The sequence below is a fragment of the Yoonia vestfoldensis SKA53 genome, from assembly GCF_000152785.1.
Classification (GTDB): domain Bacteria; phylum Pseudomonadota; class Alphaproteobacteria; order Rhodobacterales; family Rhodobacteraceae; genus Yoonia; species Yoonia vestfoldensis_A.
On sequence record NZ_CH672414.1, the window covers coordinates 525,396 to 546,887 of the forward strand.

The window sequence follows — 21,492 nt, forward strand, 5'->3', positions numbered from 1 at the left end:
AATCAAAGGCGCGTCTTGCAAAAGGCGCGCCTTTCGCCTGCTAAGGCGCTGGCGCCGCGCGCCAAACCCGCTAAACTACCCCTGATTGCAACAGGACAGACCATGGCACGCGCAGATTCCTCCGCTTCCGAAACAGCCGCCCCTATGCCGCTGAAAAAACCCGACCTGCTGGATCAGCTGGCCACGCGCAGCGGGCTCAAGAAACGCGACGCCAAGCTGGCGCTGGACGCAACCCTTGCCCTGATCGGCGAGGCGCTGGCACGCGGTGACGACCTGCTTTTGCCCCCGCTGGGCCGGGTCCGCGTGGTCAAGGCCAAGGATCTGGGCGCAGGCGCACAGCTGCTGACATTGAAATTGCGCAGCGGCAAAGATGCCTCACAAAGCGGTAAAACCGGTCTTGCAACTGCAGTCGAGGACGTCTAAATCACCACGCAATGGGTGATTAGCTCAGTGGTAGAGCGCTTCGTTCACATCGAAGATGTCAGGAGTTCAAATCTCTTATCACCCACCATTTCGCTTGCAAGTGATGTGGTCCTTCGCCTGACAGCACAGCTCCAGCCTCACAGGTCCACAATGACATTCCCTGAAATCTATATCCTGCGCCACGGGCAAACCGAATGGAACGCCGAAAACCGGATGCAGGGCGCGCTCAATTCGCCGCTGACCGCGCAGGGCGCGGCTGACGCGGCGCGGCAGGGTGCGATCCTTGCGCAACGTGATCTGACTGGTTTCCAGTTCTGGTGCAGCCCGCAGGGGCGTGCGGTCCAGACGGCGGGCATCGCGCTGGCGCGGATCGCGGCACATATCCACACCGACCACCGCCTGCGCGAAATCGGTGTTGGCGATTGGGCAGGGTTGCTGCGCGACACGCTGCCGATGCCGGATGGCCCCGATCCAGTCGCTGCACAATATGCCATGGCCCCGAACGGCGAAGGTTTCGCAGCCCTCGAGACACGCTGCCGTTCTTTTCTGGCCGATCTGAACGCTCCCGCCGTTCTGGTGACCCATGGGATCACCAGCCGGGTGTTGCGCCGCATCCTTGCGGGGGATGCCGCGATTGCCGTGTCCACAGCGCATGGCGGGCAGGGGCGGGTCTATCACATCAAGGACGGCATCCAGCACCTTCTAGAAGCGTGACCCAGGCCGCCCGCACCCCCATTATCGTTCGAGCATAAATATCCTGGGGGTCCGGTGGTTAGCCCCCGGCCACCACTTGCATCACGCGCCGCGATATCCTAAAGCAGCGTCATCGGGTGATTAGCTCAGTTGGTAGAGCGCTTCCTTTACACGGAAGATGTCGGGAGTTCGAGCCTCTCATCACCCACCATCCACAATCCGCCACCCACAATCAGATTGTCGCGCCGCCGGTCTCGCACCCACATGTCATCGCGGCACTTTTGGCTGGGCTCAATTCACGATGTCGCCTGTCGCGGTCGGATCGGTTGCGCCGCCCATCTTGGTTAATCAAAAATTGATGGCAGCGCGCGGGATGATGGACCTTGTCAATCTCTGTGGCGGGCGTTGATTGCCAAGCATGGGTGCGTCAAGGTGCGCGGCGTGATTGCATTTTTTTGGGGTCTCTCGATACGGATCTATTCATCGGCTTGCTTTGGTTGCATCGGCTAACTTGTGACGTGACCAGCGCGCCAGTCTTTGTTGCAAATTTCTGCCGCGATCCGCGGGCGGCTGCGCGGATCAGAGTTATTTTCAGACAAGCCCTAAGACCGCTTGACGAGGCCCGCAGCCGCACTTAGAAGCACCCCACCAGCAGCGATGCTGGGAATGCAGATGCGCGGTTGTAGCTCAGTTGGTTAGAGTACCGGCCTGTCACGCCGGGGGTCGCGGGTTCGAGCCCCGTCAACCGCGCCACTGCCTTTCCCTTACAAAAGACGACCCGGAACGCCGCGCTGAAAAGCGCGGCTTTCGGTCTTTTTGCCGTTGACGCCCGGCGCGCCCACGATTATTGCGCCCCTCACGCGCGGTTGTAGCTCAGTTGGTTAGAGTACCGGCCTGTCACGCCGGGGGTCGCGGGTTCGAGCCCCGTCAACCGCGCCATTTCCCCGATATGACAGAGCGGCCTTCGGTGCTCTGCCTGATCACGCGGTCTGCGTCATTGCATGCAGGATTCGCGCCCAGGACCTGATTCCTTTGTGAAAAGACGACAGGTCATATTTTTCGTTGGGCGAATGGATCTGGTCGTCATTCTTGCCAAAGCCGATCAGCATCGCATCCATGTCCAAAATTTGCTTGAAATAGGCCGCAATCGGGATCGACCCGCCGCTGCCGACATAGGCGGCCGCCTGCGGCCATTCATCCGATAGCGCGCGGCGCGCCTGGGCAAAGGCGGGATGGGTCGTTGTCATCTGGCCTGCGGCGCTGGCCCCGTGCGCGGCAAAGGTCACGCTGCAATCGGCGGGGATCATATCCTGCACCATCTTGCGAAACGCGGCGCGGATCGCCAGCGGGTCTTGGGTGCCGACCAGCCGGAATGAAATCTTGGCGTGGGCCTGTGACGGCAGCACCGTCTTGAACCCGTCGCCGGTATAGCCTGACCACATACCGTTGACTTCGCATGTCGGGCGCGACCAGATCATTTCCAGCGGACGGCGGCCTTTTTCGCCGGCGGGAATCGACAAGCCGACATCACCCAGAAACGCCGCCTCATCGAAGCGCAGATCATCCCAAGCGGCAGCCAGTTCGTTCGACAGGTCCGGCACGCCGTCATAGAAACCGGGGACGGTGATGCGCCCGTCCTCGTCATGCAGGGCCGCAATCACGCGCGCCAGCACGCGGGCGGGGTTCATCGCCAGCCCGCCATACATGCCCGAATGCAAATCCTTGTCGGGGCCGGTGATCGTGATTTCCTCGCCCAGCAAGCCGCGCAGCTGGGTGATAATCGCCGGTGTGCTGTCGCCGTATAACCCGGTGTCGCAGATCAGCGCGATATCGGCTGTCAGCTCTTTGGCATTGTCTTGCATGAACGGGACCAGCGAGGGTGAGCCTGATTCCTCCTCGCCTTCGAAAAACAGCGTCATTTTTGCGGGAAGTGACCCGTGCACAGCGATCCAGGCGCGGCAAGCCTCGACAAAGGTCATCAACTGGCCCTTGTCGTCGGATGTGCCGCGGCCGCGGATCACCTTGCCCTTTGGCGTGTCTTCGACCTGCGGATCAAACGGGTCGCGGTTCCACAGATGCAGCGGATCAACCGGCTGCACATCGTAATGGCCGTAAAACAGGACATGCGGCCCATCGCCAGCCGCATGGGCCACGACCATCGGATGACCCGGTGTCGGGCGTTTGGACGCAGCGAATCCCATCGCCACAAGATCCGCCACCAACCAATCGGCGGCCATGTCGCAATCGGCCTTGTAGGCCGGGTCGGTCGAAATCGACGGGATGCGCAGCAATTCCTTCAGACGTTCAACCGCCTGCGGCAAATCAGCATCAATACGGTCGAGAACGGGATCGAGGGACATGGGGAAGCCTTTCCAGAAATGTGTGATGCAAGGTTGTCCCGATCACAGCGCAGGTCAATGGCCGACGTGGCAACGCCCGATTGGACAAATCGCGCCAGCTGACATTTATTGATCCAGATCATGGTCTGCACATTTTGGCCGGCCTAGGGTCAGCTCGGCGAGGGGTGACAGTTTGTAGCGTCTTGTTCGGGCGGTTTCTGCCCTATATGCAGATTAGAACGATTCATGGCGCCCCGCAAAAGAGAGCGTCCTGTCACGATAAGAAGGACGGATTGGTGGATTATAACGCCCAATTGGATACAGCGATCAACCGCTTGCATGACGAAGGCCGCTATCGCACTTTTATCGATATCGAACGCAAACGTGGTCAATTCCCGCATGCGACATGGGTCAAACCTGACGGATCCGAAATGCCCGTGACCGTCTGGTGTGGCAACGATTACCTTGGCATGGGGCAGCACCCCGTCGTGCTGGCCGCCATGCACGAGGCGATCGAGGCAACAGGCGCAGGTTCGGGCGGGACGCGCAACATTTCCGGCACCACCGTCTATCACAAACGGCTCGAGGCCGAGCTGGCCGATCTGCATGGCAAGGGCGCTGCATTGCTGTTCACCAGCGCCTATATCGCCAATGACGCAACGCTCAGCACGCTGCCGAAACTGTTTCCCGGCCTGATTATTTATTCCGATATGCTCAACCATGCGTCGATGATCGAAGGCGTGCGCCGCAACGGCGGGGCCAAGCGGATTTTCCGGCACAATGACGTCGCCCATTTGCGTGAATTGCTGGCCGCCGACGATCCGGCTGCGCCCAAGTTGATCGCCTTTGAATCGATCTATTCGATGGACGGTGATTTCGGTCCGATTGCCGCCTTTTGCGATCTGGCCGAAGAATTCGGCGCGCTGACCTATTGCGACGAAGTCCATGCCGTCGGCATGTATGGCCCGCGCGGGGCAGGGGTGGCGGAACGTGACGGTGTGATGCACCGCATCGACATCATCAATGGCACGCTGGCCAAGGCATATGGCGTGATGGGCGGCTATATCGCCGCTTCGCCCAAGATGTGCGACGCTGTGCGGTCCTATGCGCCGGGGTTCATCTTTACCACCAGCCTGCCGCCAGCAGTGGCAGCCGCAGCGGCAGCGTCTGTTGCACATCTGAAAAAAGATCAGGCACTGCGCGACAGCCACCAGATGCAGGCGAAAATCCTGAAACTGCGGCTCAAGGGGTTGGGCCTGCCGATCATCGATCATGGCAGCCATATCGTGCCGCTGATCGTCGGCGACCCAAAGCACACCAAAAAGTTGTCCGATATGCTGCTGTCCGAATTCGGAATTTATGTGCAGCCGATTAATTTCCCGACCGTGCCACGCGGCACCGAACGGCTGCGGTTTACCCCGTCGCCGGTACATGGATCACGTGAAATGACCGCACTTGTTGGGGCATTGGACGGTTTGTGGTCGCATTGTGCATTGAACCGGGCTGAATTGGCGGGTTGACGCCTATTGCTGATGTGCAAGCATCGCGTTGATATGGTACAGCTTTTGCAAGCAGTACTTTCCGTTTGATTCGGTCGGTGCCGCTGAGGGGCGTAGTGCGGCAGGACAGTCAATGATGGGAAAGACCTTCAGGCGTGCCAGCGTGGCGCAGGACGTTCAAACCAGAGGGTTTGACGATTACGCCTTGCGTCTTGGCGATATCATGCGCGGCGAACGTGCAACGCTCGGCAAAAGCCTTTTGGATATTCAGCGCGAATTAAAGATCAAGGCGGCCTATATCGCTGCAATCGAAAATGCCGACCCATCGGCGTTTGATACGCCCGGGTTCATCGCGGGCTATGTGCGGTCCTACGCGCGGTATCTTGGCATGGACCCCGACGCAGCCTTTGCCACCTTTTGTAAGGAAAGCGGCTTTGCGACCGCGCATGGCATGTCAGAACAGGCGTCCTCGCTGAAAAATCGCGTGGCGGACACCAGCCGCGTGTCGGCTGGCAAGGATATCTTTTTATCGTCGCGCACGCCTTTCGTCCCTGCACGGGAATCGGTTTTCGCGCAGCTTGAATTGCGTGCCATCGGGTCTGTGCTGGTGCTGATCACGATGATCGCGGGGCTGGGCTATGGCGGCTGGACCGTGTTGCAAGAGGTGCAGCGCGTGCAATTCGCCCCGGTCGAACAGGCCCCCGTTGTGGTGTCAGAGCTTGACCCACTTGCCGGTGGCGGCAATGGATTCAATGTTCCTGGCGATGCGCTGGCGGATGTGACGTTGCCATCGCCCGATGCGCTTGACCGGCTCTATCGCCCGCAGGCGCTGGATGTGCCGGTCATGGTCGCGCGCGACACCCCGATTGCAACGCTGACCCCGCGCATGATCGGTGCCTTGGCGTCAGGCCAAGATGATTCCGCTGTCGCGATGGTCGCAGCTGATCTGCCCATTGCTCAGCCAGATACCCTGCCGACCCCCAGTATTCAGGTGGTCGAACCGCCCGCGCCGCAGGTGCAATTGGTCGCCGCACGCCCAGCCTGGGTGCGGGTACAGGCAGCGGATGGCGTTGTCCTTTTCGAAGGCATCATGGAACCCGGACAGAATTTCGTGCTGCCCGCGACCGAAGACCCCGCCATTCTGCGGGTCGGCGAAAGCGGTGCGATGTATTTCGCGGTCAATGGCCAGCATTACGGCCCAGTCGGGCAGCGCGGTGTTGTGACCTCCAATGTGGTTCTGTCGGTGGATAATCTGACCGCCAGCTATGCCTTGGCCGATCTTGCCAGTGATGCGGACCTGGCCGAAATCATCCGTGTCGCAGAAGCCGTGACAGACCAATAGCCGCAGACGCTTGCCCACAGCGGCAGGGGCGCTTAGGTTGCGGATGAACGCAGGTTTCGTGAAAGCGCAATGATGTCCCTGAACCATATCCGTCCTTGGCGGAATATCTATCGCCGCAAATCCCGTCAGATCATGGTGGGCAATGTGCCGGTTGGTGGCGATGCGCCGATCTCGGTGCAGACGATGACCAATACGCTGACCACCGACATCAAGGGCACCATCGCCCAAGTACAGGCCGCCGCCGATGCCGGTGCCGATATCGTGCGTATTTCGGTCCCTGATGAAGCCTCGTCCAAGGCATTGCGCGAGATTGTGCGCAATGTCTCGGTGCCGATCGTGGCCGATATCCATTTCCACTATAAACGTGGCATCGAAGCCGCCGAAGCTGGCGCTGCCTGTCTGCGCATCAACCCGGGCAATATCGGCGATGAAAAACGCGTCAAAGAGGTGATCCGTGCCGCGCGCGACAACAATTGTTCGATCCGAATCGGGGTGAACGCGGGGTCGCTGGAAAAGCATTTGCTGGACAAATACGGCGAACCTTGCCCCGATGCGATGGTCGAAAGCGGGCTGGATCACATCAAGATCCTGCAGGACAACGATTTTCATGAATTCAAGATTTCCTGCAAGGCGTCCGACGTGTTCATGGCCGCCGCCGCCTATCAGCAATTGGCGGATGCGACCGACGCCCCGATCCATTTAGGGATCACAGAGGCGGGTGGCCTGATCAGCGGCACCGTGAAATCCGCTATCGGGATGGGCAATCTGCTCTGGATGGGGATCGGTGATACGATCCGCGTTTCGCTGTCCGCCGATCCGGTGGAAGAGGTCAAGATGGGGTTCGAAATTCTCAAATCCCTTGGCTTGCGGCACCGCGGGGTGAATATCATTTCCTGCCCGTCCTGCGCGCGGCAGGGGTTCGACGTGATCAAGACGGTCGAGGCGTTGGAAAAGCGGCTGGAACATATCAAGACGCCGATGTCTCTGTCGATCATCGGCTGTGTCGTGAATGGTCCGGGCGAGGCGTTGATGACCGATGTCGGTTTCACCGGCGGCGGGGCAGGGTCCGGCATGGTCTATCTGGCGGGCAAGCAAAGCCACAAGCAATCCAATGCCGATATGATCGAACATATCGTCGAACAGGTCGAAAAAAAGGCCGCCGAAATCGAAGCCAAGGGCGATCTGGCCGCCGAGTAGGGTGGATCTTGATCCACCTTACGAAACCCCACCAAGAGGCAGCAGATGCGACACGCAACCCGCGGCGACGTTGACCCTTTCATCGTCATGGATGTGATGGAAGCCGCCCGTCAGGCCGAGGCCGCAGGCCGCCATATCATCCATATGGAGGTCGGCCAGCCCGGCACCGGCGCGCCCAAAGCGGCGTGCGACCAGCTGATCGCGGATATGGCCAATCCTTTGGGCTATACCGTGGGCCTTGGCCTGCCCGATTTGCGCGCCCGCATCGCACGTCATTACGGCGATTGGTACGGGCTGGACCTTGACCCTGCGCGCGTGGTCATCACTTCGGGTGCATCCGGTGCGTTTCTGCTGGCCTTTTCGGCGCTGTTCGACAATGGCGAAAGGGTTGGCCTTGGCACGCCCTGTTATCCGTCCTACCGGCAGATATTGCGCGCTGTCGGACTGACGCCCGTCGATATTCCGACAAGCCTTGTCGACCGGTTCCAGCCGCAGCCGCAGCATGTGGCCGCGCATGATCTGGCCGGGCTGATTGTCGCCTCGCCTGCCAACCCCACCGGCACCATGCTAGATGCCCCCCAATTGGCCGCCTTGGCCGAGGCCTGTGCCGCGCGTGATGCCGCGCTGATTTCGGATGAAATCTATCACGGGATCGACTACGACTTGCGCCCTGTCTCGGCGCTGAGCGTCACTGACGAGGTCTATGTCATTAATTCCTTTTCCAAATATTTCTCGATGACCGGTTGGCGCGTCGGCTGGATGGTTGTGCCGGATGACCACGTCCGCCGGATCGAACGGCTGGCGCAGAACATGTTCATCTGCGCGCCCCATGCCGCACAGCGCCTTGCGCTGCATGCGATGAATTGCGCGCCGGAACTGGATGCCAACAAGGCCGTCTATGCCGCCAATCGCGCACTGATGATGGACGGGTTGCGCGCGGCGGGGCTGGGGGCCTTTGCGCCGCCTGACGGGGCGTTCTACATTTATGTCGATGTCTCTGCCTATACAGATGACGCCCGCGCCTTTGCCGCCGAGATTCTGGATCAGGCAGGCGTAGCCGTGACACCGGGGCTGGATTTTGACGCAGCCCGCGGGCATCACTGGCTGCGGTTTTCCTATGCGCGCGGCACCGCGGATATCATCGAAGGGCTGGACCGGATCGCGCGGTTCATGCAGGCGCGCCGCGCATGATCCGCTGGATCGTGCTGTGCTGCCTGTTGGCCACGAGTGCTGGCGCACAGGCGCGGTTCGACCCCGAAAGATCTGATATCCGCGATGGCTGGCGGTCGGTGCAGATCGTGCTGGGCCTGTCGGACATCGTGCCTTACCGGATCTTCACGCTCGATGACCCGCGCCGTCTGGTGCTGGATTTTCAAGGGCTGGATACCGGCGGGGCCAGTGCCAGCCCGATCAACAGCGCCCGCCGCGTGACGGATATCCGCTTTGGCCCCTACCGGCCCGGCTGGACGCGGATGGTACTGGACCTGAGCGAACCCCTGACGCTGGCCAAGGCCGAGATGACCCGCGACGCGCAGGGCGCGCAGCTGACCCTGCGGTTGGCCCGCACCACGGCGGATGATTTCGCCGCCGCCGCCGGTGCGCCGCCCGATCCGGGCTGGGATGCATTGAGCGAAGCTGCATTGCGCGGGCTGGAGCAGCGCCAGAGCGGTGCTTTTATCGTCGTGCTTGACCCCGGCCATGGCGGCGTTGACCCCGGGGCTGAACGTAACGGGATCACCGAGGCGCATCTGATGCTGGAATTTGCCGCTGAAATCGCAGGCCAGCTGCGCGCCCAGGACGGGGTGGCCGTGGTCATGACCCGCGAGGCGGATGTCTTTGTCCCGCTGTTCACGCGGATGAGCATTGCGCGCCGCGCGCGGGCGGATCTGTTCATCTCGTTGCATGCTGATGCGCTGGAACACGATGATGCCTGGGGCGCCTCGGTCTATACCCTGTCCGAGGACAGCGACGATATCGCTATGGAACTGCTGGTAGAACGGCATGAGCGCGGCGACCTGCTGGCGGGGGTCGATCTGTCCGTCACCGATGACAGGGTGACCGGTGTGCTGATGGATCTGGCACGCCAGACCACCAGCCCGCGCGCGGCATCCTTTGCGGACCACGTGATCGCGCAGATGCAGGCGCAGGGCGTGCGGCTGAATGCCAAGCCCCGCCGTACGGGGCGGTTTTCGGTGCTGCTGGCCGCCGATTTCCCCAGCGTGCTGATCGAGGCGGGGTTTTTGTCAAATACGCAGGACCGCCAGACCCTGACCGACCCGCAAAGCCGCGCGCGGCTGGTGGCGGCGATCACGCAGGCGGTTGCGCAATACCGCAGCGACATGCCCTAGCGCGGATCAGGCGATTGTGATGTCCCGCATTGGCGCGTGCCGCTTGACGGGCATTTGCGGTTTTGACCCCCACGCAGGCAGCGCGTATAAGCACACGGAATCCTGAAAGGAACGACCGCCCCGTGTTGCGCTTTATCTTCTCATTCTTCGGTGGCATTTTCACCTTTTTGACGATGGGTCTGGTGATGGCCGCGCTTGGTCTGGGCGGGGTGATTTTCCTTTATGGCCGCGATCTGCCCAGCTATGAGACGCTGTCGCAATACACGCCCAAGACGATCAGCCGGATCTATTCGCGCGAAGGCCGCATCATCGACGAATTCGCCGTCGAACGCCGCCTGTTCACCCCGGCCGAGGATATCCCCGATCTGGTCAAACAGGCGTTCATCTCTGCGGAAGACAAGAATTTTTATACCCACCAAGGCTTTGACGCGACCAGCATGCTGTCGGCCGTGATCGACGCCGTGCAATCGCGTGGCGAAGACCTGCGCGGTGCGTCCACGATTACCCAGCAGGTGATGAAAAACTTTCTGCTCGACGGGTCACGGTCGGTGGAACGCAAGATCAAGGAAATCATCCTTGCCGTGCGGATCGAGCAGGCGATGTCCAAGGAACGTATCCTCGAGCTGTATTTGAACGAAATTTTTCTGGGCCAGAATTCCTTTGGCGTCACCGCCGCGGCGCTGACCTATTTCAACAAACCGCTGACCGACCTGACCGCGGGCGAGGCGGCCTATCTCGCGTCCTTGCCCAAATCGCCCAGCAACCGCCACCCCGTGCGCGACCAAGAGGCGGCGATTTTCTGGCGCGACAATACCCTGCGGCTGATGCATCAGAACGGCTATATCGACGATATCACGCTGGCGGTGGAAACCGGATCACCGCTGCGCACCGTGCAGGGCGGCGATTATGCTGATTTCCGCACGACCTTGCCGGACCGTGATTATTTTACCGATGAAATCCGCCGCCAGCTCAGCCAGGATTTCGGGCAGGAGGAATTCTTTTCCGGTGGCCTGTCGATCCGCGCCACGGTCGATCCCGAACTGCAAAAGGTTGCGGCACAATCGCTGCAACAGGCGCTGGAGGATTTTGACCGCGCCAGAGGCGTCTGGCGCGGTACCGGCCTGACCATCGCACCAGAGGCGCTGGCGGATGAAGCTGCATGGCGCGCGGCGCTGCGCGCAACCGATCTGCCGCGCGACGTGATGTTGGGGGGGCAATGGCACCCTGCCGTCGTGCTGGCCGTGGCCGAAAACAGCTTGCGCATCGGCATCGAAGGGCTGCCAGCCTCCGAGGCGGAACCCCATGTCGTGCCACGCCGCGATATCGAGTGGATGCGCGGCAATTTCTTTGACAATTTCACCCCCGGCGATGTGGTGCATGTCCGGCGCATCGTGCAGGACAGCGATGGTTCATTCCTGCGCTGGAGCCTGCGGCAGGTGCCAGAGGTCCAGGGTGCCTTTATGGCGATGGATGTGAACACTGGCCGCGTGATCGCGATGCAGGGCGGGTTCAGCTATCAGGCATCGGTGTTCAACCGCGCGACACAGGCGCAACGCCAGCCCGGATCATCGTTCAAGCCTTTCGTCTATGCCACCGCGCTGGACAGCGGCTATTCGCCCGCCACCATCGTGGTCGATGCCCCGATCGAGATCATGACCCCACAAGGGCTGTGGCGGCCAACGAATGCGTCCAACCAGTTTTATGGGCCGACACCCTTGCGTACCGGCATTGAACGGTCGCGCAACCTGATGACCGTCCGCCTTGCGCAAGAGGTGGGGATTGACCGTATCGCCGAATATGCCGAACGCTTTGGCGTTTATGACCGGATGAATCCGGTGCTGGCAGCCTCGCTGGGATCGGATGAGACGACATTGTTCAAGATGGTCGCCGCCTATGCGATGTTCGCCAATGGTGGCGAACGGGTCGCACCCACGCTGGTGGACCGCGTGCAGGACCGGTTCGGCAATACCGTCTATCTGCACGATGACCGGCAATGCCCCGATTGCGCCAATCTGACCTTGCCCGCAGGGCAGGCGCCGCTGATCTTGTCTAACCGCACCCGCGTGATGAACGAAGTCACTGCCTATCAGCTGACATCCATGATGCAGGGCGTGGTGGAACGCGGCACGGCGGCGGGGTCGGTGAACCTGCCTGCGCAGATCGCAGGCAAGACCGGCACCACCAATGACAGCAAGGATGTCTGGTTCGTGGGCTTTTCGTCCAATATCGTGGCGGGCTGTTACATCGGTTATGACAATCCGCGCAGTCTGGGCAGTGGTGCATCGGGCGGCGGCATGTGCGGGCCGGTGTTCAACCGCTTTATGACCGAGGCGATTGATGTGTTCGGCGCGCCGCCTTTCAGGGTGCCCGATCAATGCCAGTTCATCAAGATCGACCGCTTCAGCGGTGCGCGCCTGCCCGATGATGCCCTGGGCGACAACGTGGTGGCGGAATGTTTCCGCGCGGGCGAAGAACCGGTCTTTGGCATCATGTATGACGGCGGTTTCGCCATGGCCGCCGATCTGCCGCTGTATGACGAAGTGCCGCGCAGCCAGCGCGAAGTCACGACATCGACCGGCGATACGGCAACCGTGGGCGAGCGTGCGACCTTTGGCACCTTGTCCACCGGCGGGTTGTACTGACCGCCTTGCCGCTGGCGGGTGCGGGATGTAAGACCCCTCAGAACCAATCGGAACAGGTGTCCCATGCGCGCTGAAACGCAGAACAATGTCGATGCGATCCAGAAATCGTTGAACCTGCTGGCGCAGCGGATGGATTATGAAACCGCCCGCTACCGGCTGGAAGAATTCGACGCGCGGGTCGAGGACCCGACATTATGGGACGATCCCGACGCCGCGCAGAAACTGATGCGCGACCGGCAGGTGCTGGTCGATACATTGACCATGCATGATACGATCAAGCAGGAACTGGCCGATAATATCGAACTGATCGAGATGGGCGAGATGGAAGGCGATGCCGACATCATCACCGAGGCTGAAGAGGCGCTCAAATCCCTGCGCGAGAAAGCCGCGCAAAAAGAGCTCGAGGCGCTGCTGGATGGCGAGGCGGATGCCAATGATACCTTCCTTGAAGTCAACGCAGGGGCGGGCGGCACCGAAAGCTGCGACTGGGCCAATATGCTGTCGCGCATGTATGTCCGCTGGGCCGAGAAAAAGGGCTACAAGGTCGAATTGCAATCCATGCAGTCGGGCGACGAGGCGGGGATCAAATCCGTCACTTATAAAATCATGGGGCATAACGCCTATGGCTGGTTGAAATCCGAAAGCGGCGTGCATCGGCTGGTGCGTATTTCGCCCTTTGATAGCGCCGCCAAACGGCACACGTCCTTCACGTCCGTCAAGGTCTATCCCGTCGTCGATGATAATATCGAGATCGAGGTGAACCCCAGCGACATCCGCCTTGATACCTACCGGTCATCGGGTGCGGGCGGCCAGCACGTCAACACCACCGATTCCGCTGTGCGGATCACCCACTTTCCAACTGGTATCGTGGTCACCTCCTCGGAAAAATCGCAGCACCAGAACCGCGATATCGCGATGAAGGCGTTGAAATCGCGGCTTTATCAGATGGAGCTGGATAAACGCTCTGCGCTGGTGAACGAGGCGCATGAAAACGCGGGCGATGCGGGCTGGGGCAACCAGATCCGGTCCTATGTGCTGCAACCCTATCAAATGGTCAAAGACCTGCGCACCGGGTTCGAGACATCGGACACCAAAGGCGTGCTGGACGGTGATCTGGACGGGCTGATGGGGGCGACGCTGGCGCTGGATATGTCGGGCAAGGGGCGGGACGCGGCCAACGCGGACTGATCAGGCTGGCTTGCCAAAAGCCGCCCTTGGGCGCAAGATTTGCGCATGACCCAGACTGGCATGATCAGCCACTCCGCCACCCCGCAGGTGCGTGACCTTGCGCTGGCTGACCTGCGTGCGGCGCTGCTGGCCGGGATCAAGGATTTCCGCAGAACCCCGCAATTCGGCCTGTTCTTTAGCGCAGTCTATGTGCTGGGTGGGTTCGGGATGCTGTCGTTGGGCGCGGGGCATGTGACATGGACGCTGGCGACCAGCCTTGGCTTTCCGCTGATCGCCCCTTTCGCCGCCGCCGGATTATACGAGGTCAGCCGCCGGATCGAGACGGGCCAGCCTTTGTCATGGCGCGCGGTGCTGGCCATCGTCTGGCAGGAACGCACGCGGCAATTGCCGTGGCTTGGCGCGATCATCGTGATTTATTTCCTGTTCTGGACCTTTCTTGCGCATATGATTTTCGCGTTGTTCATGGGGCTGAGCACGATGACCAACGTATCCCAAAGCTGGGAGGTGTTCCTGACCCCCACCGGCCTGACCATGATTGCCGTCGAACTGGCGGTTGGTGCCGTGCTGGCGTTTTTGCTGTTTGCGCTGACCGTGGTCAGCCTGCCTTTGGTGCTGGAGCGCGAGGTTGATTTTGTCACCGCGATGCTGATCAGCCTTGCCGTGGTGCGCCAGAACCCCTCTGTGATGCTGTGCTGGGCCGGCCTGATCGCCGCGCTGACGTTGCTGGCGCTGCTGCCGTGGTTTGTGGGGCTGATCGTGGTGCTGCCGGTGCTGGGCCACGCGACATGGCATCTGTATCGGCGGGCGTTGGATTTCGACGAAAAAGGGCGCCACAAAGGACGCCCGTAATCAATCTATCTTCTCTGCAAAGCCTCAGGCCTTGTCGCCTTCGGCTGTGGGCAGCACGGGCATTTTTTGGCCACCTGAGGACAACGGGTCATCTTGCCGCTGCACGGAGCCTTCGAAATGTGCGCCCGATTCGATAGCGATCGTCTTGTGGATGATGTCGCCTTCGACCCGCGCGGTCGAGGTCAGCCGCACCTTGAGACCGCGGACACGACCGATCACGCGGCCATTGACCACGACGTCGTCGGCGATGATTTCGCCCTTGACCGTCGCGCTTTCGCCAACCGTCAGAAGATGGGCGCGGATGTCACCATCGACCTGACCTTCGATCTGGATATCACCAGTCGTTTTCAAATTGCCGGTGATCAGCAGATCCGACGACAGCATCGAGGCCGGTGGCTTGGCCTTGGGCGGCGATGTTTTGAAATCAGGAACCGGGCTGCCGGTCTTGCTGGCATCCACCGTGGTGGCTGCGGGAGAATCGGCCACCTTTGGCCCGGGCTCATTGATTTTGGATTTAGAAAACATTCTGTCCAGCTCTTATATAAGTCATCGGATTGACGGGGTTACCATTGACGCGCACCTCGTAGTGAAGATGGGGCCCGGTCGAACGACCAGAATTTCCCATAGCACCAATTCGGTCGCCACGCGATACCCTTTGGCCAACCCGCACGTCAATTGTGTTCAGATGAGCATAGCGCGTCTCAAGGCCAAAATCGTGGCGGATGGTGATCAGGCGGCCATAACTGGATTCCCAGCCTGCCTTTACCACAACGCCATCAGCAGCGGCATGGATCGGCGTCCCGACCGGCCCCGCGAAATCAGTGCCTGCATGCAGCCGGCCCCAGCGTTGTCCAAAACCCGATGTCAGCCGGTAATTCGACCGTACCGGCATCGCGATCGGCAGTTTGTCGGCGGCGATCCGGTACAGGTTGATCCGGTCCATTGACGCAAGAATCGCATTGGCGCGCAGGCTGTCGGGGTCCGGCTCGCCCGTTGCGGCGGTAAATTCGATGGGCGCCAGCGGACCACCGGTGCCGGAATAGCCGCGCCTGACCTGTTCGATCAGCGTGTCAGGGTTCATGCCAGCGGCGCGGAACACATTGTCCAGCGGTTCGACCGAGACCAGCATCGCTTCTTCCAATTGGCGAAAGATCTGGTCGTTGCGTTCCTGCAGCAGGCGCAATTCCAGTTGCATTTCCGCGGCCTGTTCGATGGCCATGCCTGCATCATCGGCGATTTGATCACGCTCGGCGGCGGTTTCGGCCAGCGCGCTGGCCAGCAGGTTGACGGTGCCGACAGCTTCGTCAGGCATCGACAGCGGTGTGCCGTCGTCGCCAGTCGCGGTCAGCATGGCGACCTGCTGGCGCGCTTCTTCGCGGGCTTTCATCGTGGTGCGCAGGGTGGTCTGCACCACCTCCAGCCCTGTTTCCAGCTCGCGGCGCTTTTCCTCGGTGGCCAATAGTTCCGATTGCATGATCGAAATCTGTTCCAGCGCCATTTCAAACCGCGCATGGGCGGATGCCGCTTCGGCGGCGCGGTTATCGCGGTCGGATGACAGGATATTGAGCCGCTGTTCATAGGTCATCTGATCGCGCTGCGCCTGTGCGCGGAAATTGCCCGCCCCGATACTATCCATCAGCAGGATCGCGGTGGCGACGATGGTCCAGCCGACCACGATGGTGCTGCCCGCCCAAGCGACCAGTTGTGTTTCCGATGACAGGCGGATGAAACGCGTTTCGGTGTCTGACCGCAGGAAAAGCCGCTTTTCAGGGAACCATCGCTCGAGCGTGGCATGGATCGGTTTCATCAGTCTTGAACGCACCAGTTATCCACCTTGCTTGGCTATCAGACCTGCCCCGTTTCCCCACAAAAGGCAGTGCTGGACCGTGTTAGCCAGCCAAACGCCATGTCGCAACACCCAATCCCCGATTTTCGGCCCAAGGGGGAAAACACGCCAATCTGCGCAAAGTTCCGCCGAGACCTGCAGATCCGTGCCGGTCACGGCCGTCGCACCCTGCCGGATGGCGCGCGATTACAGCGCCTTGACCGCCGCCAGCACCGCGTCAACATGGCCGGAGACTTTGACCTTGGGCCAGACCTGCGCGATCTTGCCATCCGGCCCGATCAGGAATGTGGCGCGTTCGATGCCCATATAGGTCTTGCCATACATGCTTTTCTCGACCCAGGTGCCATAGCGTTCGCAGACATCGCCCGCCTCGTCCGACAACAGCGCGATTTTCAGGTCATGTTTGGCGACGAACTTGGCGTGCTTGGCCACGGAATCCTTGGACACGCCCAGCACCACGGCACCGGCGGCGGCAAAATCATCGACGCTTTGGGTGAAACCGATGGCTTCGGTGGTGCAGCCGGGTGTGTCGTCCTTGGGGTAGAAATAAAGAACCACTGTCTTGCCCGCGAAATCGGACAGATTGACGATATCGCCGCCGTCGCGCGGCAGGCTGATTGCAGGCGCAGTGTCGCCGATGGCAGGGTGGGTCATGGCTGATGATCTCCGCTGAGGTTTTGATTGCCTTGTTTTAGTTCCATGGTGTCAAAGATAAAGGGACCAGTGACCCCATGGGCGGAGAATCCTTGCCAGATCCAATTCCAGAGCCAGTGCCAGACCAGCCGCAGCCAGCCGACCCCGTTCGCGCTCTATGGCCGCTGTCGCGTGTCCGCCTGGTGCTGCGCGGCGTGCTGCTGGTGTGTCTGATGCCGCTGGTCTTTGCGCTGGTGGCTGGCGTCATGATCATCGACCGCGAGATTACCGCCCCAAGCTGGATCACCGCGCAGGTGCAAGACCGCGGGACCGAAGTGCTGGATGGCGGGCGTTTGCGCTTTGCCGCGATATCGGTGCGGATCGGGCGCGACCTGCACCCGACCATCCGGCTGATCGACACCCAGCTGATCGACCGCAACGGGGCGCTGGTCACGCGGATACCGGTGGTCGAGGCTGACCTGTCCCCGCGCGGCGTGATCTTGCAACGCGCGGTACTGGTCCAACAGGTGCGCATCATCGGCGCACAGATCAACCTGCGCCGCGCGCGCGACGGCAGCCTTGGGCTGGCGCTGGGGGCCGGCAACCAGTTGCGCACACGCAGCCTGCCGGAATGGCTGGATGAAATTGATCTGTTCCTTGACCGGCCCGTGTTCGATGCCCTGCGCACAGCGCAGGTGTCCGGATTGATTGTCAATTACGACGACGCCCGCGCAAGGCGGAACTGGACCGTCGATGGCGGGCAGGTCGATCTGGACATGCGCGGCGGACAGTTGACGGTGCAGGCGGAACTGGCGCTGTTGTCGGGGCGGGCCGATGTGACCACGGCGCTGTTGTCCTATGCCAGCCCGCGCGACAGCCGTGCCGCCGATCTGGCAGTGACGATCAACAATATCGCGGCCAGCGATATCGCGGCGCAATCGCCGGCGCTGAACTGGCTGCGCGATGTGGCTGCGCCTTTGTCGGCCACATTGCGCACCACGCTTGATGAGACCGGCGCGCTGGGGGCGTTGCGGGCCTCGCTCGATATCGGGGCAGGGGTGCTGCAACCGACGCCCGCGTCCGACCCCGTGGGGTTCAGCGCCGCGCGGGCCGAGCTGACCTATGACCCGACCCTCGACCTGATCCGGTTCAGCGACATCGCGGTGCAAAGCGAATGGGGCAGCCTGCAGGCCAGCGGCGATGCCTATCTGCGCGATTTCGCCGATGGTCTGCCGCGCGCCTTGCTGGCACAATTCCAGCTGCGCGATGTGGCGCTGAACCCGCCGGGCCTGTTTGATGTACCACCGCTGATCGACGGGGCGAGCGTGGATCTGCGGTTGTCGCTTGATCCTTTCGTGGTTGATATCGGGCAGGCAATCGTGCGCGATGGTGCGTCGCGCGTCATGGCGCAGGGCCGGATCGCGGCCACGGATGCTGGCTGGCAGGTGGCGGTTGATGCTGTGATCGACGCGCTGGCGCCGGACCGGCTGCGCGCAGTTTGGCCCAACGGGTTCCGGCCCGGCACCCGCGACTGGTTTGACCGCAACATGCTTGCAGGCCAGTTGTCGGACCTGCATTTTGGCCTGCGTCTGGAGCCCGGACAACCGCCCATTATCGCAGGCCATTTCAGCTTTGCCGATGCCGCCGTGCGGGTGATGCCTGCGCTGCCGCCGGTGACGCAGGCGCGTGGCACTGGGCATTTGATCGGCCACCGCTTTGTGATCGTTGTGGATAACGGCATGATGATCGCGCCACACGGCGGGCCTATCCAGCTTGACGGCACCAGCTTTGCCATCGCGGACCTGCGCCAAAAGCCGGGCCTTGCGACGCTGGACCTGCAGGCACAAAGCCGCCTGCCAGACCTTTTGTCGGTGATCAATCAGCCGCCTTTCTCCTTTCTGGACAAGGCCGGTCTGCCTGTCACCATTGCCCAGGCCAATGCACAGGCGCAAGGCAGTGTGAACTGGCCCTTGCTCAAGCGCACACCACGCGAAATGGTGCGTTTCGACATCGGGGTCGATTTGACAGATATGCGCAGCGACCTGCTGGTGCCGGGGCGGGTGCTGACAGCGGCAGGCATGCAGGTGACGGTCGATGAGACCGGCCTTTCGATCACTGGCCCCGTGCAGCTGGACGGTGTCGCCGCCGATGCGCAATGGACGCGCAGCTTTGCGCGTCATGCGCCGCGCGGTAGCCAGTTGCAGGCGGAACTGATGATTTCGGACGCAGCTTTGCGCGCCTTCGGGGTCGCGTTACCGCCCGGCATGATCAGCGGTGCCGCCGCCGCGCGGTTGCAGGTCACGCTGCAACCGGACGCGCCGCCGCAGTTCGTACTGACCTCTGATCTTGACGGGCTGCGGCTGGCGCTGCCGCCGATTGGCTGGGCCAAAGCCGCCGCGACCAAGGGCGATCTGCGCATCGAAGGCCGTCTTGGCCCTGTCCCCGAAATCACCCGCCTGTCGATCAGCGGTGGCGGCTTGCAGGCCGAAGGACGCATCACGATGGCCGCTGGTGGCGGCTTGGCGCAAGCGGCGTTTTCGCGGCTGCGCATCGGCAATTGGCTGGATGCGCCTGTCACCTTGAACGGGCGCGGTGCCGATCAGGCCCCCGCCATTGTGGTCCAAGGTGGCATGATCGACCTGCGCCGCGCGCGGTTCGGGGCTGGCGGCGGGGTGCAGGGCGGGGCGGGCGGCAGCCCGGTGCAGATCGCGCTGGACCGCCTGGTCGTGACCGAAGGCTTGGTGCTGACCGGATTTCGCGGCGATTTCACAAGCGTTGCGGGGTTCATCGGGCAATTCAGTGCGCGCATCAACGATTCCGCTGCTGTCACCGGCACCATCGCGCCGCGCGCCGGGCGGTCCGCGATCAGGCTGCGCAGCGATGATGCGGGCAATGTCTTGCTGGCCTCCGGGCTGTTTCGCAGCGCGATTGGTGGCACGCTCGACCTGACGCTTTTGCCTGCGGCGGATGCCGGCACATTCGACGGGGTCTTGGCCGTCCGGTCGGTGCGGGTGCGCGATGCGCCGACCATCGCGGCCTTGCTGGATGCGATCAGCGTCGTGGGTCTGCTGCAACAGATGGACGGGCAGGGGCTGTCCTTTGACGAGGTCGATGTCCAGTTCCGCCTGACCCCCGATGAGGTCATCGTGTCGCAGGCCAGCGCGGTCGGTCCGGGGCTTGGCATTGCGGTCAACGGGATCTACACGCTGGCGGCCAAGGGGTTTGATTTGCAGGGTGTCGTGTCTCCGTTCTATCTGGTTAACAGCATCGGTGCGTTCCTGACCCGCAAGGGGGAGGGGCTGGTCGGCTTCAATTTCACCATCGCGGGGACACCGGATGCGCCGCGCGTCAGCGTAAACCCGCTGTCGGCGTTGACCCCCGGCCTTTTCCGCGAAATTTTTCGCCGCCCGCCACCGGAGCTTATCCAATGAAACTGAGCGATTTTGATTTCGACCTGCCCGAGGCGCTGATCGCCACGCGTCCCGCGCGGCCACGATCCTCGGCGCGGTTGTTGCTCGCGCAGGGCGACCGGATCGCGGACCAGATCGTCACTGATCTGGTGGACATTCTGCAACCGGGCGACCGTCTGGTGCTGAACGACACCAAGGTGATCCCTGCACGGCTGAACGGCACCCGCGCGCGGTCTGGCGAGGCGGGCGATACCAGCGCGCGAATCGAGGTAACCTTGCTTGAGCCGCGCGCCGATGGCAGCTGGTCGGCGCTGGTCAAGCCGCTGAAAAAGCTGCGTGACGGCGAGGTTGTGGTGTTTTCCGCTGATCTGTCCGCAACCATGACAGGGCGCGGTGACGGGCAGGCCTATCTGCAATTCAACCTGACGGGTGATGATTTCGACGCGGCGCTGAATGCCGTGGGGGCGATGCCCTTGCCGCCCTACATCGCGGCGAAACGTGCGGCGGATGCCGCCGACATGGATGATTACCAGACCTATTGGGCAAAGCACGCAGGCGCTGTCGCGGCCCCCACCGCATCACTGCATTTTGACGGGCCTTTGTTGCAGGCCTTGGCGGCGCGCGGTGTGACGATGTCTTATGTGACCTTGCACGTGGGGGCTGGCACCTTTTTGCCGGTCAAGGTCGATGACGTAAGCGAGCACAAGATGCATGCCGAATGGGGCGAGGTGACAGCGACAGCCGCCGCCCAGATCAACGCCACCAAGGCGGCGGGCAAGCGCGTGATCCCCGTGGGGACAACCGCGCTGCGGCTGATCGAAAGCGCGGCCAAAGGCGGGCAATTGCAGCCCTGGACTGGGCCTACGGATATTTTCATCACGCCGGGTTTCACGTTCCAGATTGCGGACGGGCTGATGACCAATTTCCATCTGCCGAAATCCACGCTGATGATGCTGGTCTCGGCGCTGATGGGCATGGACCGGATCAAGGCGATTTATGCCCATGCCATTGCCGAACGCTACAGGTTCTTTTCTTACGGGGATGCGTCGCTTTTGTTACCTGACCGCGCGTGATTGTCGCCCC

16 protein-coding genes and 4 tRNA genes are annotated in these 21,492 nt (G+C 61.8%); 16 read left to right on the forward strand and 4 right to left on the reverse strand.

Annotation, left to right across the window (positions count from 1 at the left end):
• Nucleotides 1-102 precede the first annotated feature (102 nt).
• From SKA53_RS02670 to SKA53_RS02695, 6 genes are all read left to right on the forward strand, one after another.
• A complete protein-coding gene (locus tag SKA53_RS02670) occupies nucleotides 103-423 on the forward strand; it encodes an HU family DNA-binding protein (protein ID WP_110549061.1) in 321 nt (106 codons plus the stop codon).
• Between the two features lie 13 nt (nucleotides 424-436).
• Nucleotides 437-511 (forward strand) — tRNA-Val (locus SKA53_RS02675).
• 62 nt (nucleotides 512-573) lie between these two features.
• A complete protein-coding gene (locus SKA53_RS02680) occupies nucleotides 574-1,137 on the forward strand; it encodes a histidine phosphatase family protein (protein WP_007204507.1) in 564 nt (187 codons plus the stop codon).
• A gap of 114 nt (nucleotides 1,138-1,251) precedes the next feature.
• Nucleotides 1,252-1,327: transfer RNA gene (locus SKA53_RS02685), tRNA-Val, on the forward strand.
• 465 nt (nucleotides 1,328-1,792) lie between these two features.
• Nucleotides 1,793-1,869 (forward strand) — tRNA-Asp (locus SKA53_RS02690).
• A gap of 109 nt (nucleotides 1,870-1,978) precedes the next feature.
• Nucleotides 1,979-2,055 (forward strand) — tRNA-Asp (locus tag SKA53_RS02695).
• Between the two features lie 41 nt (nucleotides 2,056-2,096).
• On the opposite strand, the gene SKA53_RS02700 is transcribed toward SKA53_RS02695, so the two are convergent.
• The gene (locus tag SKA53_RS02700; protein WP_007204509.1) at nucleotides 2,097-3,476 is read right to left on the reverse strand and encodes a M20/M25/M40 family metallo-hydrolase; all 1,380 of its coding nucleotides are present in this window, start codon (nucleotides 3,474-3,476) and stop codon (nucleotides 2,097-2,099) included.
• Nucleotides 3,477-3,751: 275 nt separating this feature from the next.
• Here SKA53_RS02700 and hemA point away from each other — a divergent pair, with 275 nt between their 5' ends.
• The 8 genes from hemA to SKA53_RS02740 all read left to right on the forward strand — a co-directional run bounded on the left by hemA (nucleotide 3,752) and on the right by SKA53_RS02740 (nucleotide 14,520).
• Entirely contained in the window at nucleotides 3,752-4,975 is a 1,224-nt protein-coding gene (gene hemA / locus SKA53_RS02705; RefSeq protein ID WP_040483089.1) for a 5-aminolevulinate synthase, read from the forward strand.
• A gap of 112 nt (nucleotides 4,976-5,087) precedes the next feature.
• On the forward strand, nucleotides 5,088-6,296 hold the full coding sequence (locus SKA53_RS02710; RefSeq protein ID WP_040482764.1) for a helix-turn-helix domain-containing protein: 1,209 nt from the start codon (nucleotides 5,088-5,090) through the stop codon (nucleotides 6,294-6,296).
• A 72-nt stretch (nucleotides 6,297-6,368) separates the two neighbouring features.
• Entirely contained in the window at nucleotides 6,369-7,493 is a 1,125-nt protein-coding gene (ispG, locus tag SKA53_RS02715; RefSeq protein WP_040483090.1) for a flavodoxin-dependent (E)-4-hydroxy-3-methylbut-2-enyl-diphosphate synthase, read from the forward strand.
• 45 nt (nucleotides 7,494-7,538) lie between these two features.
• Complete coding sequence (locus tag SKA53_RS02720) at nucleotides 7,539-8,684, forward strand: pyridoxal phosphate-dependent aminotransferase (RefSeq protein ID WP_007204513.1); 1,146 nt, start codon at nucleotides 7,539-7,541, stop codon at nucleotides 8,682-8,684.
• The gene (locus SKA53_RS02725; protein ID WP_007204514.1) at nucleotides 8,681-9,841 is read left to right on the forward strand and encodes an N-acetylmuramoyl-L-alanine amidase; all 1,161 of its coding nucleotides are present in this window, start codon (nucleotides 8,681-8,683) and stop codon (nucleotides 9,839-9,841) included. The genes SKA53_RS02720 and SKA53_RS02725 overlap by 4 nt, the downstream gene beginning before the upstream one ends.
• Nucleotides 9,842-9,963: 122 nt before the next feature.
• Complete coding sequence (locus SKA53_RS02730; protein ID WP_040482765.1) at nucleotides 9,964-12,483, forward strand: PBP1A family penicillin-binding protein; 2,520 nt, start codon at nucleotides 9,964-9,966, stop codon at nucleotides 12,481-12,483.
• Between the two features lie 63 nt (nucleotides 12,484-12,546).
• Nucleotides 12,547-13,671, forward strand: coding sequence for a peptide chain release factor 2 (gene prfB / locus SKA53_RS02735; protein ID WP_007204516.1), 1,125 nt, complete (start codon nucleotides 12,547-12,549; stop codon nucleotides 13,669-13,671).
• 45 nt (nucleotides 13,672-13,716) lie between these two features.
• On the forward strand, nucleotides 13,717-14,520 hold the full coding sequence (locus tag SKA53_RS02740) for a DUF2189 domain-containing protein (protein WP_007204517.1): 804 nt from the start codon (nucleotides 13,717-13,719) through the stop codon (nucleotides 14,518-14,520).
• A gap of 24 nt (nucleotides 14,521-14,544) precedes the next feature.
• On the opposite strand, the gene SKA53_RS02745 is transcribed toward SKA53_RS02740, so the two are convergent.
• The 3 genes from SKA53_RS02745 to bcp all read right to left on the reverse strand — a co-directional run bounded on the left by SKA53_RS02745 (nucleotide 14,545) and on the right by bcp (nucleotide 17,020).
• The gene (locus tag SKA53_RS02745; protein WP_007204518.1) at nucleotides 14,545-15,045 is read right to left on the reverse strand and encodes a bactofilin family protein; all 501 of its coding nucleotides are present in this window, start codon (nucleotides 15,043-15,045) and stop codon (nucleotides 14,545-14,547) included.
• Complete coding sequence (locus SKA53_RS02750; RefSeq protein WP_007204519.1) at nucleotides 15,035-16,327, reverse strand: M23 family metallopeptidase; 1,293 nt, start codon at nucleotides 16,325-16,327, stop codon at nucleotides 15,035-15,037. Before SKA53_RS02750 ends, SKA53_RS02745 begins: the two co-directional genes overlap by 11 nt.
• A gap of 225 nt (nucleotides 16,328-16,552) precedes the next feature.
• The gene (bcp, locus tag SKA53_RS02755; RefSeq protein ID WP_007204520.1) at nucleotides 16,553-17,020 is read right to left on the reverse strand and encodes a thioredoxin-dependent thiol peroxidase; all 468 of its coding nucleotides are present in this window, start codon (nucleotides 17,018-17,020) and stop codon (nucleotides 16,553-16,555) included.
• 92 nt (nucleotides 17,021-17,112) lie between these two features.
• Here bcp and SKA53_RS02760 point away from each other — a divergent pair, with 92 nt between their 5' ends.
• Together SKA53_RS02760 and queA are read left to right on the forward strand one after the other, a co-directional pair.
• A complete protein-coding gene (locus SKA53_RS02760) occupies nucleotides 17,113-20,430 on the forward strand; it encodes a DUF3971 domain-containing protein (protein WP_242601236.1) in 3,318 nt (1,105 codons plus the stop codon).
• The gene (gene queA / locus SKA53_RS02765) at nucleotides 20,427-21,482 is read left to right on the forward strand and encodes a tRNA preQ1(34) S-adenosylmethionine ribosyltransferase-isomerase QueA (protein WP_007204522.1); all 1,056 of its coding nucleotides are present in this window, start codon (nucleotides 20,427-20,429) and stop codon (nucleotides 21,480-21,482) included. The genes SKA53_RS02760 and queA overlap by 4 nt, the downstream gene beginning before the upstream one ends.
• Nucleotides 21,483-21,492: the final 10 nt, after the last annotated feature.

Coding starts and splice junctions, on each gene's coding strand:
- SKA53_RS02740 (WP_007204517.1), top strand. CDS start 13,717: ATGACCCAGACTGGCATGATCAGCCACTCCGCCACCCCGCAGGTGCGT.
- ispG (WP_040483090.1), top strand. CDS start 6,369: ATGTCCCTGAACCATATCCGTCCTTGGCGGAATATCTATCGCCGCAAA.
- SKA53_RS02745 (WP_007204518.1), bottom strand. CDS start 15,045: ATGTTTTCTAAATCCAAAATCAATGAGCCCGGGCCAAAGGTGGCCGAT.
- SKA53_RS02710 (WP_040482764.1), top strand. CDS start 5,088: ATGATGGGAAAGACCTTCAGGCGTGCCAGCGTGGCGCAGGACGTTCAA.
- SKA53_RS02725 (WP_007204514.1), top strand. CDS start 8,681: ATGATCCGCTGGATCGTGCTGTGCTGCCTGTTGGCCACGAGTGCTGGC.
- SKA53_RS02700 (WP_007204509.1), bottom strand. CDS start 3,476: ATGTCCCTCGATCCCGTTCTCGACCGTATTGATGCTGATTTGCCGCAG.
- bcp (WP_007204520.1), bottom strand. CDS start 17,020: ATGACCCACCCTGCCATCGGCGACACTGCGCCTGCAATCAGCCTGCCG.
- prfB (WP_007204516.1), top strand. CDS start 12,547: ATGCGCGCTGAAACGCAGAACAATGTCGATGCGATCCAGAAATCGTTG.
- SKA53_RS02720 (WP_007204513.1), top strand. CDS start 7,539: ATGCGACACGCAACCCGCGGCGACGTTGACCCTTTCATCGTCATGGAT.
- SKA53_RS02680 (WP_007204507.1), top strand. CDS start 574: ATGACATTCCCTGAAATCTATATCCTGCGCCACGGGCAAACCGAATGG.
- SKA53_RS02670 (WP_110549061.1), top strand. CDS start 103: ATGGCACGCGCAGATTCCTCCGCTTCCGAAACAGCCGCCCCTATGCCG.
- SKA53_RS02750 (WP_007204519.1), bottom strand. CDS start 16,327: ATGAAACCGATCCATGCCACGCTCGAGCGATGGTTCCCTGAAAAGCGG.
- queA (WP_007204522.1), top strand. CDS start 20,427: ATGAAACTGAGCGATTTTGATTTCGACCTGCCCGAGGCGCTGATCGCC.